Origin of the sequence: Rathayibacter sp. AY1C5, from assembly GCF_002931705.1 — a bacterium.
In the GTDB taxonomy this organism is placed as follows: Bacteria; Actinomycetota; Actinomycetes; order Actinomycetales; family Microbacteriaceae; genus Rathayibacter.
Genome location: NZ_PSWD01000021.1, coordinates 27799 through 44366, shown reverse-complemented (window position 1 = coordinate 44366; position 16568 = coordinate 27799). Strand labels below are relative to the sequence as shown.

Here is a 16568-nt window from a genome sequence, read left to right as displayed (position 1 = left end):
AGCCGGCCCGGCCTGCTCCCGCCCCGCGTCCCCTCGCGCTCAGCGCGCCAGGCGCACCGTCGCGATCTCGAACGGGCGCAGCTCGAGCCGTACGTCGGCCGACTCCGCCTCGACGGAGCTCTCGATGCGGACCTGCTCGGTCTGGCGCTCCATCAGGTCGGTGCGGGTGACCGCCCGGACGGCGAAGGCGGCGCGGAGGGTCGCTGCGGCGCGGCGGCCGAGCGACTCGTAGAGCCGCACGATCACGTCGCCGCTCCCGTCGTCCGCCGCCTTCACGGCCTCGACGATCACCGAGGGGTCGTCGATCGACACCAGGGGAGCGACGGGCGCGGCGCCGGTGAGCCTGCGGACCGGGGTGTTCAGCGCGTAGCCGGCCTCGACGGCGTCGGGCAGCTCGGCGCCGACCACGAGCGAGACGGCGAGGCGGTGGCGGCCCTGGTCGGCGTCCGGGTCGGGGAACAGCGGCGCGCGCAGGAGCGAGAGCCGGACCGTGGTCGTCGGGGTGCCGGCCGCGGCCCGGTCGCGGGTGATGTCGTGCCCGTAGGTGGAGTCGTTGACGACCGCGACGCCGAAGCCCGGCTCGCCGACGTGCACCCAGCGGTGCGCGACGGTCTCGAAGCGGGCGGCGTCCCACGTCGTGTTCACGTGGGTCGGGCGGTGCACGTGGCCGAACTGGATCTCGGACGTCGCCCGGTCCGAGAGCAGGTCGAGCGGGAAGGCGAGCTTGAGCAGCTTGCGGCGCTCGTGCCAGTCGATGTCGAGGCCGAGGTCGACGGCCGCCCGGCCGATCTGCAGCGAGACGGTCTGCACGACCGTGGAGCCGCCGAACGAGCGGGTGATCACGACCGTCGGCACCTCGCGGCCGAGCGGGTCGCTCACGGTGCCGGCGCGGACCGAGTCGACGCCGACGAGGTCCTCCACCGTGCGGCGGTAGTTGTCGTCGAGGTCCCAGGCGTCCCACTTGTTCGGGGTGTCGCGGTGGAGCTGGAGGAGCCCCGCGGCGGCACCGGCGGGCACGACCTCCCGGCCGCTCGCGAGGTCCACGACCGACTCGAGGAGCCCGGAGGCGCCGATCCGCACCCGGACGAGCCCGTTGTCGAGGACGTGGGCGTCGCCGTCGGAGCGGAGCGTCGGGGCCGAGTGCTCCGCGGCGGGGTCGGCCGCGGCCGCGCCGAGCGCCGGCACGCCCCCGACGGCGAAGGGGGAGGAGTTCACCAGCAGCTCCGCGGAGCCCTCGCCGGCGAGGGCCCGGACGGCCTCGGCGATCATCTCCTCGATCCGCTGCGCGATGCGGGCGTAGTTCTCCTCCGCCTCGCGGTGCACCCAGGCGATGGAGGTGCCGGGCAGGATGTCGTGGAACTGCTGCAGGAGGACCGTCCGCCACATCTCGCGCAGCTCGTCGGCCGGGTACGGGACCCCGGCGCGAACGAGGGCCGTGGTCGCCCACAGCTCGATCTCGCGGAGCAGGTGCTCGCTGCGGCGGTTGCCCTGCTTGGTGCGCGCCTGCGACGTGTAGGTGCCGCGGTGGAACTCGAGGTAGAGCTCGCCCGACCAGGTGGGCGCGTCCGGGTACTCGGCCTGCGCCTCCTCGAAGAAGCGGCGGGGCGTGGACAGCTCGACGGTCGGCGAGCCCTCGAGGCTGCGCGTGCGGCGGGCGGCCGCGATCATCTCGCGGTTGGGGCCTCCTCCGCCGTCGCCGTAGCCGAAGGGCACGAGCGACATGGTGCCGCTGCCCTTCTCGGCGTACTGGCGCTCGGCTCGGGCGAGGTCCTCGCCGGAGAGGTCGGAGTTGTAGAGGTCGACGGGCGGGAAGTGCGTGAACACGCGGGTGCCGTCGATGCCCTCCCACCAGAAGGTGTGGTGGGGCATCGTGTTGGTCTCGTTCCACGAGATCTTCTGCGTGAGGAACCAGCGCCCGCCCGCTCCGGCGATGATCTGCGGCAGCGCGGCGGAGTAGCCGAAGGAGTCCGGGAGCCAGACCTCCTCGGTGTCGATCCCGAACTCGTCGAGGAAGAAGCGCTTGCCCTCGAGCAGCTGGCGCACGAGCGCCTCGCCGCCGGGCATGTTCGTGTCCGACTCGACCCACATCCCGCCGACCGGCACGAAGCGGCCCGCGAGCACGTGGCCGCGGACGCGCTCGAACAGCTCCGGGTGGTCGCGCTTCAGCCACGCGTACTGCTGCGCGGAGGAGGCGGCGAAGACGAAGCCCTCCTCGCGCTCGATCAGATCGCAGACGTTCGAGAAGGTGCGGGCCACCTTGCGGGCGGTCTCGCGGGCGGGCCAGAGCCAGGCGGAGTCGATGTGGGCGTGGCCGACGGCGTGCAGGTGGTGCGCGCTGGCCGAGGCGGGCCGCTCGAGGACGGTCCGCAGCGCCTCCCGGCCCGCGGCGGCGGTGCCGGACACGTCGTCCGGATCGAGGATGTCGACGGCGCGGTCGAGGGCGCGGACGATCTCGGCGCGGCGCTGGGAGGACTCGGGCAGCTGCCCGATAAGCCCGACGAGCACGGCCATGTCCTGCTCCAGCTCCCAGACCTCTCGGTCGAGCAGCCCGAGCTCGAGACGGCGGAGGCGGTAGAGCGGGTCGGACGGCAGGGCGCCGTCGGCGGGGCGGCCGCCGAGCGCCGTGGGGGTGAAGGACCAGTCACCGGTGATGTTCGGGTTGGCGGCGGCCTCGATGTAGAGCTCGACCGTGCGGTCGCCCGCCTCGCGGCCGGGCAGCCGGTCGAGCGGGACCGACTGGTTGAACGGCTCGACGGCCTTCACGACCGTGCCGGTCGCGGTGAAGACGAGCCCCTCCGCCTCGAAGCCGGACTGGGCGCCGGTGTAGCCGAGGTCGACGACGAGCTCGGGCTCGCAGCCGTCGACGCCGACCCAGGAGGCGGGGATCTCGCCGCGCACGTGGAACCACACGGTGCCCCAGGGGGCGCCCCACGGCTCCCCGATGCGGGCGGGCGCGTAGGACGCGGCCCGCGCCTGGTCGAAGGGGACCGGCTCGCCCGGAGCGGTCCACGACTCGATCCCGAGCGGCTCGACCGCCCGGTGGATCGCCGGCCGGAGGCTCTCGGCGCGGAAGCGGGCGATGCGGGCTTCGATGCGGGTGCTGTCGTCATGCATGCGTTCTGGTGCTCGTTCCGTGTGCAGTGGGGGAGGGCGGCGGCGCGGAGGGCGCCGCCGCCCGGGGTCAGGAGGCGATGACGACGCGGTGCCCGTCGGGGAAGACGGCCACCTTCCGCCAGGTGTCGCCGGAGCGCTCCCAGCCCTCGTTGACCTGTCCGGCCGGAGGGGTCGGGATGGTCTCGGGGGCGCGGGCGACCGTGGTGTAGCCGGCCGCGCGCTCCACCCGGCCGCGGCCGAGCTCGAACGAGGTCAGGCGTCCCTCGTCGACGATCAGCGAGCCCTCGTCCACTCCCGCGGCGCCGCGCTCGATGAACGGGTTCACGAGGCGCGTCTGGGAGGAGTCGCTGCCCAGCACGATCGCCTTCTGCTGCGGGAAGCGGCCGAGGCTGAGCCCGTAGAAGCCGCCGAGGACGGTGAGGTTGCGCACCTCGAAGTCCGCTCCGCCGTTCGTCAGGCCGACGCCGAGGCAGTTCGCGCCCGAGGTCGGGAAGAAGTTCGGGTTCACGATCATGTGGCTCGTGCCGGCCTCGATCAGCACCTCCCAGCCGTCGCGGGAGCCCTCCGAGCGGAAGTTGATCAGGGTCAGGCCGGAGTTGACCGAGCGCCGGTTCTCGTTGCGGATCGACCGGAGGCCGACCGTGCCGCCGATGGCCTGGCAGTCGAGCAGCGTCATGTTCGTCGGCGCGAGGAGGAAGCCGCCGAGGCCGGGGCTGATCGCCTCGACGTTGGTCATCGAGCCGCCGATGGAGGCCTTGCCCGAGTCCTCCACGCCCCAGCCCGCGGGGGCGACGATCTTGATCTTGTTCCAGGAGTTGGCGTACGAGTACTCGTCGTCGACGCCCGAGACGAAGGTGGCGCGCTCGCGGAAGATGCCCGACTTGCCGGTCTTCTGGATCCACAGGTTGCGGAACTCGCAGTTGACCAGCGAACGCAGCGACATCCCGTGGCCGCCGGAGGGCGTGCCCGTCATCTCGAAGTCGGCGAGGACGACGCCGGTGGCCTTGTTGTTGTTGGCGGGGCCGGCCGCGTCGCCGGTCTGGCCGGAGACGGTGAAGATGTCGCGGGTCGAGCCCTCGATCTGGACGATCCTCGTCTGGCGCATGCCGGCGCCGACGATCTTCGGCCCGGCGTAGCCGTAGGGCGGCCCGTTCTCGGGCTGCACCGGGTAGCCGCGGTAGTCGACCGCGAGGCCCGTCACCCGGATCTCGCCGGCGGGCAGCGACACCTCGCCGCCCGGAGCGGTCATCGCCTTGTCGATGGCCGCCTGCACTGCGCGGGTGTTGTCGGCGCCGGCGCGGTCGTCCCAGCGGAACTCCTTGTCGAGCGGTGAGATCGGCCCCTCGGTGACGCTCAGGCGCTTCTTCTGCCCGGGAGCGTCGGCCGGGGGTGCGGCGGCGGCCGGAGTGGCGGCGCCGACGGCTCCTGCCGCGCCGGCGAGGGCGGCGGCGCCCCCAGCGAGGAAGAGGCGGCGCGAGTTGTCGGGCCTGCGCTGCGGATCGTGCTCGGGCTGGTGATCGGGCTTGTGCTGCCGATCGGGCCTCGGGGAGGCCGTGGTCTGGTTGTCTGGGTCTGCGGGATTCATCATCGTCGACGTTCCGCCCTCTCTCGCCCCGGATGGGCGTACGGCGATCCTTCGTCATCGGTAGCCTGAGGTCAAGACGTAATACCTATTACCAGGATGAAGCGGGGGTGTCCGGGTGCCGCGGATCACGCAGAAGGACATCGCGCGTCTCGCGGGAGTCAGCCAGACGACGGTGTCGTTCGTGCTCAACGACAAGGGCGAGCAGCTCGCCCGGGTCCCGGAGGCGACGCGGGCGCGGATCCTCAAGGCGATCCAGGAGACGGGGTACGTCGCCGACCCCATCGCGCGCCGCCTCAAGCAGGTCGGCACCGGCATGATCGGCGTCTACACCTACGAGAGCCTGTTCCCGCTCGACCGCGAGGACTTCTTCCACCCGTTCCTCGCCGGCATCGAGGAGGAGGCGCAGAACCGCGACATCGACCTCCTCCTGCTGACCAGCGGCCGCGTCGGCGGCCGCCGCGGCGGCCTGAGCGGCGGCGCCACCCGGCTGCGCCTGGCCGACTCCTGCATCCTCCTCGGGCAGCACATGCCCCGTGAGGAGCTCGAGTTCCTCAACGCGAGCGGCTTCTCCTTCGTCAGCGTCGGCCGCCGCGACGACGCCGGCGGGCCCGTGCCCTACGTGGCCGCCGACTACGCGTCGATCGTCCGCGAGCTGATCTCCTGCGCGCGCGCCCTCGGCCACACCCGCTTCGCCTACGCCGGCCACGGCGAGGGCGTCGAGTCGTACACCGACCGCATGGCCGGCGCGCGGGCCGAGCTCGGCGACGGCTTCCTCCACCTCGTCCCGGGGCCGGAGGCGTCGCCGCGGGAGTGGATCCGCCGGATCGCCGCCGAGGGCGTCACGGTCGTCCTCGCCGAGCAGGAGGAGCAGTTCGTCCTCCTGCAGGAGGCCGCCGAGGCCGAGGGGGTGGCGGTGCCGGGCGACCTGTCGCTGGTGTCGCTCTCCGGATCGGCCGACCGCACCGGCTGGCAGGCCGGCTTCGAGCTGCCCCGGCGCGACATGGGGCGCCGCGCCGTGCAGATCCTCATCGAGGGCGACCCCGCGCGACGGGAGCAGCAGCTCCTCCGCTGCACGCTCGTCGACGGCGCCTCCCTGGCCGCGGCCCCGGCCTGACCGGCCGGCCCTGACCGCTCAGTCTGAACGGCCGGGCTCAGCCCGAGTGGTGGCGCCCGATCGGCAGCACCAGCGGCGTCCGCGAGACCGGGTCCTCGATCACGCGCGACTCCATCCCGAACACCGCGCGCACCGTCTCCGGCGTCACCACCTCGGCGGGCGTGCCCGAGGCGTACAGGGCTCCGTCGCGCACGGCGACGAGGTGGTCGGCGTAGCGGGCGGCGAGGTTGAGGTCGTGCAGCACGATCACGATGGTCGTCCCGCGCGAGCGGTTGAGGTCGGTGAGCAGGTCGAGCACCTCGACCTGGTGCGACACGTCGAGGTAGGTCGTCGGCTCGTCCAGGAGGAGCACGTCGGTCCGCTGGGCGAGGGCCATCGCGATCCACACCCGCTGGCGCTGCCCGCCCGAGAGCTCGTCCACGGGGCGGTCGGCGAGCTCGAGCGTGCCGGTGTCGCGCAGCGCCTCCTCGACGATCGCGTCGTCGTCCGATCCGGAGCCGCGGCCGAAGAGGCCCCGGTGCGGGTAGCGGCCCCGGGCGACCAGGTCCGAGACGGCGATCCCCTCCGGCGCGATCGGGGTCTGCGGCAGCAGCCCCACCTGCTGCGCGACCTGGCGCGTCGGGAGCCGGTGGATCGCGCGCCCGTCGAGCAGGACGCTCCCCGAGCGCGGGGTGATCAGCCGCGCCATCGCGCGCAGGAGCGTCGACTTGCCGCAGGCGTTCGCGCCGACGATCACCGTGATCCGGCCGGGCGGCACGGCGAGCGAGAGCCCGTCGACCACCACGCGCTCGTCGTAGGCGAGGGTGACCGCGTCGGCGGAGAGGGTGGGCGGGGCGTCGGTCACAGGGAGCCTCCGGAGCGGTTGCGGCGGGCGAGGAGCCAGAGCAGGAAGGGCGCGCCGAGGGCGCCGGTGACGACGCCGACCGGGAAGCGCGCGCCCGAGAACAGCGCGCCGACGACGTACTGGGCGAGCAGGTCGGCGGCGAGCACCACGACCGCGCCGACCAGGGCGGAGGGGATCAGCAGCGTGCGCGCGCTCGGCAGGATCCGCCGCGCGATCGGCCCCGAGACGAAGGCGACGAACGCGATCGGGCCGGTGGCGGCGGTCGCGACGGCCACGAGGCCGACTCCGACCGCGAGCAGGGCCAGCCGGCTGCGCCGCACGTCGAGCCCGAGCGCGGTCGCCGACTCGTCGCCGAGCTGCAGCACGCCGAGCCGGCCCGAGAGCAGCAGCGCCAGCGGCACCAGCACGAGCATCGTCAGCGCGAGCGGCGGGACGGAGGGCCAGGCGGCCGAGTTGAGGCTGCCGGTCAGCCAGCGCAGCGACTCCTGGACGTCCTCGAAGTCGGCGCGGGTCTGCACGTAGGCGATCACGCTCTGGAACATCGCCGCGACGCCGATGCCGATGAGGATCAGCCGCGCCCCGATCACTCCGCCGCCCTCGGCCAGCCCGGCGATGATCAGGGCCGTCGCGAGCCCAGCCGCGACCGCGATCACCGAGACCGCGCCGCCCGAGAGCCCGAAGAACGCGATCGCGACGACGGCCGCCGCGCTCGCCCCCGACGTGATGCCGATGATGTCGGGGCTGGCGAGGGCGTTGCGCAGCATCGTCTGGAAGATCACGCCGCCCATCCCGAAGCCCACGCCCACCAGGACGGCCGTGATGGTGCGCGGCAGCCGCAGCGTGCCCACGGTGAAGGAGGCGCCCGGCACGGTCTCGCCGAGGATCACGCGGACGACCTCCGGCACCGAGTAGACCGTGCTGCCGACCGTGAGCGAGACGACGACGAGCGCCAGCACGAGCACCGCGAGGACCGCGCAGCCGATGACCGTGCGCCGACGGCGCAGCGTGCGGCCGGCCGCGATGCCGACCGCGGCGGGCGCCTCCGCGGTCCTCACAGCGCCCGCACCTTCGAGCGGCGCACGATCGCGATGAGCACCGGGGCGCCGATCAGCGCGGTCACGATGCCCACCTCGACGTCGCTCGGCCGGGCGACCACGCGGCCGACCACGTCGGCGACGAGCAGCAGCAGGGCGCCGAGCAGAGCGGAGGAGGGCAGCAGCCAGGCGTGCGCGGGGCCGGTGACGCGGCGGGCGAGGTGCGGGACGACCAGGCCGATGAATCCGATCGGTCCGGCGATCGCGGTCGCGGCGCCGCAGAGCAGCACGGCCGCGAGCCCCGCGACCAGGCGGATGCGCCCCACGCGCCGGCCGAGGCCGGTCGCCAGGTCGTCGCCGAGCGCCAGGGCGTCGAGCCCTCGCGCGCTGGAGAGGGCCAGCACCGCGCCGACCGCGAGGAACGGGAGGACCTGCAGGATGCTCGCGGTCTCGGCGCCGCCGACTCCGCCGACCTGCCAGAAGCGGAAGCGGTTCAGCGTGGTCTCCTGGGTGAGCAGGACCGCGCTGATGAGGGAGGTGAGCGCGGCGGCGGTGGCGGCTCCGGCGAGGGCGAGCTTCAGCGGAGTGGCGCCCTCGCGGCCGAGCGACGCGACCGCGTAGACGCACGCCCCGGCGGCGGCGGCTCCGAGGAACGCGAGCCAGATGAACTGCGGCAGGCTCGTCGCGCCGACCCCGGCGATCCCGAGCACGACCGCGAGCGAGGCGCCGGAGTTGAGGCCGAGGATGCCCGGATCGGCGAGCGGGTTGCGGGTCAGGCCCTGCATCACGGCTCCGGCGAGCCCGAGCGCGGCGCCGACCAGGATCGCGAGGACCGTCCGCGGCACCCGCCCCTGCACCGCCGCGTCGACGATGGACGCCGGATCGGGCGAGGTCAGCGCCGGCCAGACCTCGCCGAGCGGGATCTCGCGGGAGCCGTACACGAGCGAGAGGACCGACGCGACGGCCAGCGCGACGAGGGCGACCGCCAGCGCGGTCGCCCTCGTCTTCCGGGTGGGTGCGGTGCGGGTCACGACACCTTGTCGGCGGCCGCGGCGAGGCCGGCGGTGTACTCGTCGAGCACCCACGGGATGCTGAGCAGGTTCGGCGACGAGGTGGCCATGGCGGCGGAGGAGCCGTCCTCGAGCACGTAGACGGAGCCCCGCTCGACGGCCGGGATCTTGGAGAGCAGCGGGTCGGCCTGCAGTGCGGCGAGGGTCGTGTCGTCGCCGTAGACGACGAGCACGTCGGCGTCGAGCTGGTCGGCGTTCTCGGAGCTGATCGTGCCGCTGAACGCCTCCGAGTCGCCGGAGAGCTCGGCGACGCTCGGGGCGACGTCGAGTCCGAGGTCCTCGACGAACTTCACGCGCGCGTCGTTCGGCGTGTAGTAGGTGAAGGTGCTCGCGTCGGTCGGGTCGTACCAGCCGTACATGAACGTGGTGCCCGCGAGCTGCGGGTAGGACGCGGTGGTCTGCGTGATGTCGCTCTCGATCTCGCCGACCTTCGCGACGGCCTCGTCCTCGAGGCCCAGCGCGGCGCCGTCGAGCTTCGCGGAGTCCTGCCAGGTCGTGCCCCAGGGCAGGCCCGGGTAGGCGACGGTGGGGGCGATCTGGCTGAGGGTGTCGTAGTCCTGCCGGGTGATGCCGGAGTAGGCCGAGAGGATCACGGTCGGGCTGAGGTCCGAGATCGCCTCGAAGGGCACGCCGTCGGTCTCGTCGAACAGGGTCGGGGTCTCGGCGCCGGAGGCGTCGAGCGCCTCCTTCGTCCACACCAGCAGGCCGTCGCCGTCCTCGTCGCCGTAGGAGGCGCGGGTGAAGCCGACCGGGGTCACGCCCAGCGCGAGCGCCACGTCCTGATTGGTCCAGCTCGTCGCGACGACGCGGTCGGCCGACTCGACGGTGGTGCTGCCGAAGGCGTGGTCGACGGTGACGGGGAAGCCCTCGCTGCTCTCGGCGGCGTTGCTCTCGGACGTGCCCTCGGAGCCTGCGTCGGCTCCTCCCGAGCAGGCGGTGAGCAGCAGCGCGGCGAGGCCGAGCGAGGCGACGGCGGTCAGGCGGAGGGGGGTGCGAGTGGCGGGCACGGCGATCCTTCGAAGGGGGTGGTGTGGGTTGCGAAGGTTAACCTAACCTAACCGCCTGGACGGGGCCAGTGGCCGGGCGGATCAGCGGACGGCTCGCACAGCCACCACCGCATCCATCCGTCGTCCGCGGCCCGTGCCCGCCGCGGGGACGGGCCGCTGCTGACGGATCGATCGCGGGTGCGGCCCAGCGGGAGCATCGTTAGCGTGGAGGTCCGCGCCGATCGCCGGCGCCGAGGGGAGCCCCATGGATCAGACCGTCGAGATCGACGCCCGGGCGGAGGCCCTGCGCGCCGACCCCGAGAGCTTCGCCGCGATGGACGCGCTCTGGCGCAGCGTCTACGCCCTGCCGATGTGGTGCTTCATCGCGCGGGGGCCGGACGACGCGCCCACCCCCTTCGTCGGCGGCCTGGAGTCGGGGCCGATGGTCTTCGCCTTCACCACGGGGGAGCGCGCCCGCGCCGGGGCGCTGCACGCCGGCCTCTCCGACGAGGACGCGTCGCGCGTGCTGAAGGTGCCGATGCCGGCCGCGCTCGAGTGGATCGCGGCGATGGGATCCTCCGGAGTCGCGGGAGTGGTCTTCGACCTGCCCCGCTTCGGGTACTTCGCGCCCCTCCAGAACCTGCTGCCGATGCGCGACTTCATGGCGGCGAACCCGCCGGCCTGAGCCCCGCCCGTCGAGACCAGCGGATCCGCCGATACCAGCTGTTCCGCTGGTTGTCGCCGCCCCGAACTGGTCACTGGACGACAGCCGAGGATGGTGGGCCGGAGGCGCGCCCGTCCTCCGAGGACGAGGCCGGGAGACGCCGATGGGGAAGCTGCACTACGACGGATCGGTCGAGATCGACGTCGAGGACCGGGTGCTCGCCCACCTGCAGATCGTCCTCACCGCGAAGCTGCGCCGGGGGGAGTCGTGCCTGCTCACCTGGCGCGACGAGAACGGGATGAGCGACGGCCGCAGCGCGATCTGGCTGCACCCCTCGCACACGCTCCGCTACACCTACGCCGGCGGCCGCATGCCCCGCATCAACCCCGCCTGGATCTCGGCGCTCACCGATCTCGCGAACTCCGCCGGCGGCCTCCGCTTCGTCCCCGAGCCGCCGGAGCCCGTGCATCCCCCCGGCGGGAGCGCTCGCCGGTGACCGGCGTCCGGCCCCGTTCCCGGCCTCGGGCTCAGCAGCCGGAGTCGGCGGCGTCCGCGTCGAGCGCCGCCGCGGTGCCGAGCGCGATCAGCGACTGATCCGTCGCGACCGCGACCCTCGTGAAGCCGAGCGCTCGCAGCAGCCCGGCGCGCTCGCGGTCGCCCGCGTAGGCCCCGGCGCCCTTGCCCGCGCGCCGGGCCGCCGCGGCGATCCTCGGCAGCGGGTCGTCCGGTCCGTCCGCGGCGAGCAGGTCGGACAGGTCCCGTCCGAGGCCGATCGCGAGGTCGAACGGGCCGACGAAGACTCCGCTCACGCCCCGCACCGCGAGGATCCGATCAACGGCGTCGAGGCCGGCCTGCGTCTCGATCATGACCCAGAGCGCGGTGCGCGCCTCGGCGGCCGACGGGGGAGCGGCGCCCCAGAGATCGGACATCGGCCCCCAGCTGCGGCGGCCGAGCGGCGGGTAGTGCGCGGCGCGGACGGCCGCGAGCGCCTCCTCGACCGTCTCGATCATCGGGACGACGACGACGTCCGCTCCGGCGTCGAGCGCCCTGCCGATCAGCGCGTCGGAGAGCCCGGCGACCCGTACGCCGACGGGCGGCCTCCCGCTCACGGCGCCGAGCGCGCGCAGGGAGGCGAGGACCGCGGCATCGTCGAACGCGCCGTGCTGCGCGTCCAGGCACAGCCACGCGGGCCCGCCGCGAGCGATCTGCGCGACCGTCAGCGGCTCCCCGAGCCGGCACCACACCCCGTCGGCCCGACCGTCTCCGAGAACCCGTTCCGCATCCACGGGTCCGATCCTCGCGCACGGAGCGCCGCCTAGGCGAGGACCGCCAGCGCCGTCGACAGGATCCCGAGGACGACGCCCGCCGCGAGCAGGATCAGGCCGGTCAGGCGCAGCGCCCGCACCGCGTCGCTCCACCGGTGCAGGCGGATGCGGTGCGGATCCTCCTCGCGGTAGTGCACCTCCCGCTGGTCCGACCGCGTCGGCGTCAGCGGGTCCCCGGCGGACAGCGGACGCGATCGCACCTCGCCGGCCCGGGTCACCCAGTGCAGCGCGAGGGGCGGACCCTCCTCGAGGTAGGCGGTCGTCGTCAGCCAGCGTCCGTCGATCAGCGCCGCGACGAACGCGGCGAGCAGGAACAGCACGCCGAGGGGGAGGGTGACCAGCGAGAGGGCCTCGGAGATCGTCTCCAGCATGCAGCGTCCCTCCGACCGGATCCGGTGCTGAGCGTACCGAGTCGGCGGCCGGCGCGTCCGCAGCGGGACGCGCCCCGCCGCCGAGCCCGCGGGCCTCAGCCCCAGGCGACCTCGAGGTCGACGACGAACGTCACTCCGAAGCGATCGCGCAGCATCCCGTAGAGGGGCGACCAGGCCGCCGGGGCCAGGGGCACGACGACCGCCGCCCCCTCCGAGAGGCCGTCCCAGAGGCGGTGCAGCTCGTCGGCGTCGGAGCCGCGCAGCGACACGAACACCGGGATCGTGCCCGGGTCGTGAGCCGTGTGCGCGGGGACGTCGTACGCCATGACGCGGAAGCCGGCCTCGGAGACGACCTGGCCCCACATCAGCTGGTCGGCCTCGTCGGGCGAGGTGACAGCGTTCGCGTCCGCGTAGGACATCGCGTCGACCCGGCCTCCCGTGACCGAGGCGTAGAACTCCAGCGCCTCGCGGGCCTGTCCGCGGAAGTTGAGGTGGGTCGTCGTGGTGATGCTCATGGTGCGCTCCTCGCAGTCGTGCCGGGTCGATCACCCGGTGCCCCGACGCTCCCAGGAGAAGAGGACAGTGACGGTCCTCTTCTCGGAATACCCTCGGGACGTGCCCACGACGACCGAGCGGCTCCTCCTGCTCCTCTCCCTCCTGCAGACCCGCCGCGACTGGCCGGGCGGAGTGCTCGCCGAGCGCCTGGGGATCGCGCCGCGCACGGTGCGTCGCGACGTCGACCGACTCCGCACGATGGGCTACCGGATCGACGCGGCGAAGGGCCCCGACGGCGGGTACCGGCTCGAGGCCGGCGCCGAGCTCCCGCCGCTGCTCTTCGACGACGAGCAGGTGCTCGCCCTCACCGCCGCCCTGCGCGCGCCGATCACGGGGCTCGAGGAGGCGTCGGCCCGTGCGCTGGCGACGGTGCGGCAGGTCCTGCCCGCCCGGCTCCGGCCCCGAGCGGATGCGCTGCGCTTCACGGTCGCGGCGGCGCCGGCCCCCGCAGTCCCTCCGGAGCGGCTGGTCGCGGTCGCGGCGGCCGTCCGGGCCTCGGAGGTGCTCCGCTTCGCGTACGCGGAGGCGGTGCGCCGCGTCGAGCCCCACCACCTGGTCGCGCGTCAGGGCCGCTGGTACCTCATCGGTTTCGACCTCGACCGCGACGGCTGGCGGGTGTTCCGCGTCGACCGGCTCGAGCCGCGCTCGCCCCGCGGGGCTCGCTTCCGCCGCCGGGTGCTGCCGGGCGGGAGTCCCGCCGAGTTCCTGGAGGCGCGGTTCCGCGGCGGAGCGCCCGGGGAGGGGTGGCCGTGCCGCGGCTCGGTGGTGCTCGAGGCGCCCGCCGCCGAGGTCCTGCCCTACGCGGGCGACGGGGAGGTGGAGGACCTCGGCGACGCGGGCTGCCGACTCGCCCTCGGCGCCTGGTCGTGGGAGGCGCTCGCCGCGTCGTTCGGCCGGTTCGACGCTCCGATGGCCGGGGCCGAGCCGCCCGAGCTGGCCGCCGCGTTCCGCGTGCTCGCGGAGCGGTACGCCGCGGCGGGAGCCTGACCGGACCGCGGCGGCCGTCCGGCGCCGCTACTTCACTGAGTACCGGGCGCTCCCCGTGCTGCCGTCCGCCGTCGTGACCGTCAGCGTCCAGCAGGTGCCCCGCTTCGCGGGCACCGTCCACGCCTTCACGTAGCGGTTCGTCGCGGTGTCGTAGCGGAGGCGTCCGGTCAGGGTGGTCGTCGGCGCTCCGGTGAGGACGGCGCTGGCGGTGCAGGAGGTCTGCTTCTGCGTGACGCTGCGCACGTCGGCGAGGGCGGAGTGGCGGAACGTTCCCGCGGAGGACGTCGAGGTCACCTGGAACGTCATGCCGGTCGCGGCGCCGGCGGCCACGCTCTTCACCGAGGTGCTGAGCCCGCCGATCGTCCACGGGGTCACGGTGTAGGACGCGGTGAGGGTCGAGACGTTGCCCGCCCGGTCGGTCGCGGTCGCCCGGTACACGTGCGGACCGACGGAGCGGCCGCCGCCCGTGATCACGCAGGCGCCGGTGAGGCCCGAGAGCGCGTCGTCCGCGAGGCAGCGCGCCTCCGGGAGCACGGTGCCGAAGGGGTAGGACCCCTCGGGCCTCGACGTGAACGAGAGCTGCGGCTTCGTGGTGTCGATGGCGATGCCGCTGCGGGTCGTCGTGGCGCGGTTGCCCGCGTTGTCGACGGCGGTGCCGGTGACGCTCTGGCCGGGGCCCTCGCGCAGGATCCGCGCGGGGGTGCAGCTGCGGATCCCGGAGCCGCTGCCGTCGGCGCAGGAGAAGCCGACGGAGACGGGGGAGCGGAACCAGCCCGCGGCGTTCGGAGCCGTCGGCGCGGTCGTCGCGGCGATGGTGGGGACGCCGGTGTCGACGATCCGGTAGGTCGCGGCGGCGGTCGTGGTCAGTCCTCCGGGGTCGGTCCAGGTGCAGGTCGCCGTGCGGGTGCCGAGGCCGTTCACGAGCGTGCCGGTGACGACGGCCTCCTCGCTGAACGTTCCGCTCTCCGCATCCGTGATCGCGCAGGCGGCCCTCGGCTCCGAGCCCTTCTCGTAGGAGGCGCCGTCGGTGGCGGAGGCGACCGTCACGACGGGCGGGGTGTTCGCGGGGACCACGCTGACCGTGTGCGGCACGCCGGCCGTGGTGCCGTACGCGTTCCGCGCGCTCACCGTGAAGGTGGAGTCGCCTGCGGTGGTCGGCCTGCCCGAGACGACGCCCTCCGGCGAGAGGGCCACCCCCGCGGGAAGGGCGCCGGACGAGACCTCGAAGGTCGCGGCCGGGCCGGACGCCGTGAAGGTCGCGGAGTAGCGGGTCCCGGTCTTGACGAGCGTCTCGGCGGTGTCGGCGGTGAGGGTCGGCAGCGGGCCGATCGCGAAGGCGTGGTTGAAGCCGACCGCGATGCCGGTGGCGCCGGTGATCCCGGCCGGGACGTCCAGCTCCGTGTCGCCGTCGGGGTGCAGGGAGACGACGGTGCCGTCGGATGTCAGCAGGACGCTGAAGCCGATGCCGGCGGCGATCGCGGTGATGCCGCCGAGATCGGCGGGGACCCGCGGCAAGCCGGAGTCGGCGGGGTCGCCCCAGGTGACGACGGTGCCGTCCCGCTTCAGGGCGAGGCTGTGGGAGTAGCTGACCGAGACGGCGACGACGTCGCGGAGGCCTGCTGGGGCGGTGTACGCGCCCCTGTCGTCGCCGCCCCACGCCACGACCGTCCCGTCGGCGCGCAGCGCGAGGCTGTTCCAGCCGCCCGCGGCGATCGCGACCACTCCGGAGAGACCCGCCGGCACGTCGGTCGCTCCGAACTGATCGGAGCCCCAGGCCGCCACGGTCCCGTCGCCCCGCAGAGCGAGGGTGTGGTAGCTGCCCGCGGCGACGGCGGTCACGCCGCCGAGTCCGGCCGGGACGTCGGTCTGGCCCTGACGGTCGTCGCCCCACGCGACGACCGTCCCCTCCATCGTGAGGGCGATGCTGTGGAGGTACCCGGTCGAGATCGCGGTCACCTCGCGGAGCCCGGCCGGCACGTCCCGCTCGCCCTCCAGATCCGCTCCCCAGGCCTCGACGGTGCCGTCGGTGTGGAGCGCGAGGGTGTGGCTGTAGCTGCTCGCGACGTCCGTGAGGTCGGACATGCCCGCCGGCACGTCCCACTCCCCGTTGAGGTAGCGCCCCCAGGCGGCGACGCCGTTGGCGAGGTGGTCGTTCCCGACCGGCACCGGGTCCGGCTCGGCGGAGGCGAGGGGGGCCGCAGTGCCGGCGAGCAGCGCGACGGTCGCGGTCAGAGCGAGCAGAGTGCGGCGCAGACCCGCGGCGGTGCGGGCGGGGCGCGGAGAAGCGGGGTCGGTCACGGGCTCACGCTAGGGGCCGGCTCTCCTCCGCGGCGGGGGCGGGGGCGCCCTGTAGCGGACATGTCCTCTAGAGGGCGGAGCGCCGCTCCTCCAGGGCGGAGCGCCGCTTCTCCAGGGCGGAGCCTGGCCCCTCGGGGCCCGCGGCGGAAGGGCTTGCCCGGATCCGCGGCGGGCGATTGGCTGGAGGGCAGGAGAGAGAGGTGTCACCATGACGCAGACCTTCCCCGCCTGGTTGCGGGATCAGCAGAAGAGGGACGACGAGGTCGGCCGCTTCGCGCAGGTCTTCGGCGGTCGCGACGACCTGCCCGAGCACGGCGGCCGCGCGATCTACGACGGCTACTTCGCCAGCGAGCCCGAGTCGGCGCAGGCCGATCTGGACCGCGCCTGGATGGAGTTCGAGGCGCACCCCGAGCCGTCCGCCACGTCCGACGAGCCGGAGGGACTCCGATGAGCGACCAGACCCCGAGCCCCGTCGAGGACCCGGACGACCAGTCCGACAAGCCGTCGCAGGCCGAGGGCGAGGACGAGCGCGACACCCCGCACGAGGTCCTGCCCGCCGAGGGCAAGCCCTCGAAGGCCGAGGGCTGAGCCGACGCACTGAGCCGAGGCACTCCCCGGAGG

At 74.2% G+C, this 16568-nt stretch carries 16 protein-coding genes; 6 read left to right on the top strand and 10 right to left on the bottom strand.

What is annotated here, in order from left to right; genetic code table 11:
- Positions 1-39 precede the first annotated feature (39 nt).
- Together C5C57_RS13580 and C5C57_RS13575 are read right to left on the bottom strand one after the other, a co-directional pair.
- Positions 40-3114: a glycoside hydrolase family 38 C-terminal domain-containing protein gene (locus C5C57_RS13580; protein WP_104297734.1), complete on the bottom strand. Its 3075-nt coding sequence runs from the start codon at positions 3112-3114 to the stop codon at positions 40-42.
- 67 nt (positions 3115-3181) lie between these two features.
- Entirely contained in the window at positions 3182-4702 is a 1521-nt protein-coding gene (locus C5C57_RS13575) for a hypothetical protein (protein ID WP_104297733.1), read from the bottom strand.
- A 112-nt stretch (positions 4703-4814) separates the two neighbouring features.
- Here C5C57_RS13575 and C5C57_RS13570 point away from each other — a divergent pair, with 112 nt between their 5' ends.
- Positions 4815-5813, top strand: a complete 999-nt coding sequence (locus C5C57_RS13570) for a LacI family DNA-binding transcriptional regulator (RefSeq protein ID WP_104297732.1) — start codon at positions 4815-4817, stop codon at positions 5811-5813.
- A gap of 37 nt (positions 5814-5850) precedes the next feature.
- Here C5C57_RS13570 and C5C57_RS13565 read toward each other — a convergent pair whose 3' ends face one another.
- Genes C5C57_RS13565 through C5C57_RS13550 form a run of 4 tightly spaced genes read right to left on the bottom strand, consistent with a single transcriptional unit; the run spans position 5851 to position 9768 of the window.
- A complete protein-coding gene (locus tag C5C57_RS13565) occupies positions 5851-6657 on the bottom strand; it encodes an ABC transporter ATP-binding protein (protein WP_104297731.1) in 807 nt (268 codons plus the stop codon).
- Positions 6654-7712, bottom strand: a complete 1059-nt coding sequence (locus tag C5C57_RS13560; RefSeq protein ID WP_104261585.1) for an iron chelate uptake ABC transporter family permease subunit — start codon at positions 7710-7712, stop codon at positions 6654-6656. Before C5C57_RS13560 ends, C5C57_RS13565 begins: the two co-directional genes overlap by 4 nt.
- The gene (locus tag C5C57_RS13555; RefSeq protein ID WP_104297730.1) at positions 7709-8722 is read right to left on the bottom strand and encodes an iron ABC transporter permease; all 1014 of its coding nucleotides are present in this window, start codon (positions 8720-8722) and stop codon (positions 7709-7711) included. The genes C5C57_RS13560 and C5C57_RS13555 overlap by 4 nt, the downstream gene beginning before the upstream one ends.
- Positions 8719-9768, bottom strand: a complete 1050-nt coding sequence (locus tag C5C57_RS13550) for an iron-siderophore ABC transporter substrate-binding protein (protein WP_181069214.1) — start codon at positions 9766-9768, stop codon at positions 8719-8721. The genes C5C57_RS13555 and C5C57_RS13550 overlap by 4 nt, the downstream gene beginning before the upstream one ends.
- A 244-nt stretch (positions 9769-10012) precedes the next feature.
- On the opposite strand from C5C57_RS13550, the gene C5C57_RS13545 reads away from it, so the two are divergent.
- Positions 10013-10432: a hypothetical protein gene (locus tag C5C57_RS13545; protein WP_104224305.1), complete on the top strand. Its 420-nt coding sequence runs from the start codon at positions 10013-10015 to the stop codon at positions 10430-10432.
- Positions 10433-10574: 142 nt separating this feature from the next.
- A complete protein-coding gene (locus tag C5C57_RS13540) occupies positions 10575-10907 on the top strand; it encodes an ATP-dependent DNA ligase (RefSeq protein ID WP_104224304.1) in 333 nt (110 codons plus the stop codon).
- A gap of 31 nt (positions 10908-10938) precedes the next feature.
- Here the strand turns inward: C5C57_RS13540 and C5C57_RS18185 are convergent, their stop codons facing one another.
- The 3 genes from C5C57_RS18185 to C5C57_RS13530 all read right to left on the bottom strand — a co-directional run bounded on the left by C5C57_RS18185 (position 10939) and on the right by C5C57_RS13530 (position 12622).
- On the bottom strand, positions 10939-11697 hold the full coding sequence (locus C5C57_RS18185; RefSeq protein ID WP_181069212.1) for an HpcH/HpaI aldolase/citrate lyase family protein: 759 nt from the start codon (positions 11695-11697) through the stop codon (positions 10939-10941).
- A 29-nt stretch (positions 11698-11726) separates the two neighbouring features.
- Positions 11727-12107 carry a hypothetical protein gene (locus C5C57_RS18180; RefSeq protein WP_181069210.1) on the bottom strand — a complete coding sequence of 127 codons (381 nt, stop codon included), beginning with the start codon at positions 12105-12107 and terminating at the stop codon, positions 11727-11729.
- A gap of 95 nt (positions 12108-12202) precedes the next feature.
- Positions 12203-12622, bottom strand: coding sequence for a VOC family protein (locus C5C57_RS13530; protein ID WP_104297728.1), 420 nt, complete (start codon positions 12620-12622; stop codon positions 12203-12205).
- 100 nt (positions 12623-12722) lie between these two features.
- Between C5C57_RS13530 and C5C57_RS13525 the strand changes: the two genes are divergently transcribed.
- On the top strand, positions 12723-13649 hold the full coding sequence (locus C5C57_RS13525) for a YafY family protein (RefSeq protein ID WP_258072750.1): 927 nt from the start codon (positions 12723-12725) through the stop codon (positions 13647-13649).
- Between the two features lie 27 nt (positions 13650-13676).
- On the opposite strand, the gene C5C57_RS13520 is transcribed toward C5C57_RS13525, so the two are convergent.
- The gene (locus C5C57_RS13520; protein ID WP_104297727.1) at positions 13677-15947 is read right to left on the bottom strand and encodes a PxKF domain-containing protein; all 2271 of its coding nucleotides are present in this window, start codon (positions 15945-15947) and stop codon (positions 13677-13679) included.
- A gap of 208 nt (positions 15948-16155) precedes the next feature.
- On the opposite strand from C5C57_RS13520, the gene C5C57_RS13515 reads away from it, so the two are divergent.
- Positions 16156-16398 carry a hypothetical protein gene (locus tag C5C57_RS13515; protein WP_104297726.1) on the top strand — a complete coding sequence of 81 codons (243 nt, stop codon included), beginning with the start codon at positions 16156-16158 and terminating at the stop codon, positions 16396-16398.
- Positions 16395-16535: a hypothetical protein gene (locus C5C57_RS18175; RefSeq protein ID WP_159940045.1), complete on the top strand. Its 141-nt coding sequence runs from the start codon at positions 16395-16397 to the stop codon at positions 16533-16535. The genes C5C57_RS13515 and C5C57_RS18175 overlap by 4 nt, the downstream gene beginning before the upstream one ends.
- The last annotated feature ends 33 nt before the right edge of the window (positions 16536-16568 follow it).

What these genes read in the sequence shown, in the direction of transcription:
- C5C57_RS13530 (WP_104297728.1), bottom strand. Translation starts at nt 12,622, where the DNA reads ATGAGCATCACCACGACGACCCACCTCAACTTCCGCGGACAGGCCCGC.
- C5C57_RS18180 (WP_181069210.1), bottom strand. Translation starts at nt 12,107, where the DNA reads ATGCTGGAGACGATCTCCGAGGCCCTCTCGCTGGTCACCCTCCCCCTC.
- C5C57_RS13580 (WP_104297734.1), bottom strand. Translation starts at nt 3,114, where the DNA reads ATGCATGACGACAGCACCCGCATCGAAGCCCGCATCGCCCGCTTCCGC.
- C5C57_RS13545 (WP_104224305.1), top strand. Translation starts at nt 10,013, where the DNA reads ATGGATCAGACCGTCGAGATCGACGCCCGGGCGGAGGCCCTGCGCGCC.
- C5C57_RS13575 (WP_104297733.1), bottom strand. Translation starts at nt 4,702, where the DNA reads ATGATGAATCCCGCAGACCCAGACAACCAGACCACGGCCTCCCCGAGG.
- C5C57_RS13540 (WP_104224304.1), top strand. Translation starts at nt 10,575, where the DNA reads ATGGGGAAGCTGCACTACGACGGATCGGTCGAGATCGACGTCGAGGAC.
- C5C57_RS13515 (WP_104297726.1), top strand. Translation starts at nt 16,156, where the DNA reads ATGACGCAGACCTTCCCCGCCTGGTTGCGGGATCAGCAGAAGAGGGAC.
- C5C57_RS18175 (WP_159940045.1), top strand. Translation starts at nt 16,395, where the DNA reads ATGAGCGACCAGACCCCGAGCCCCGTCGAGGACCCGGACGACCAGTCC.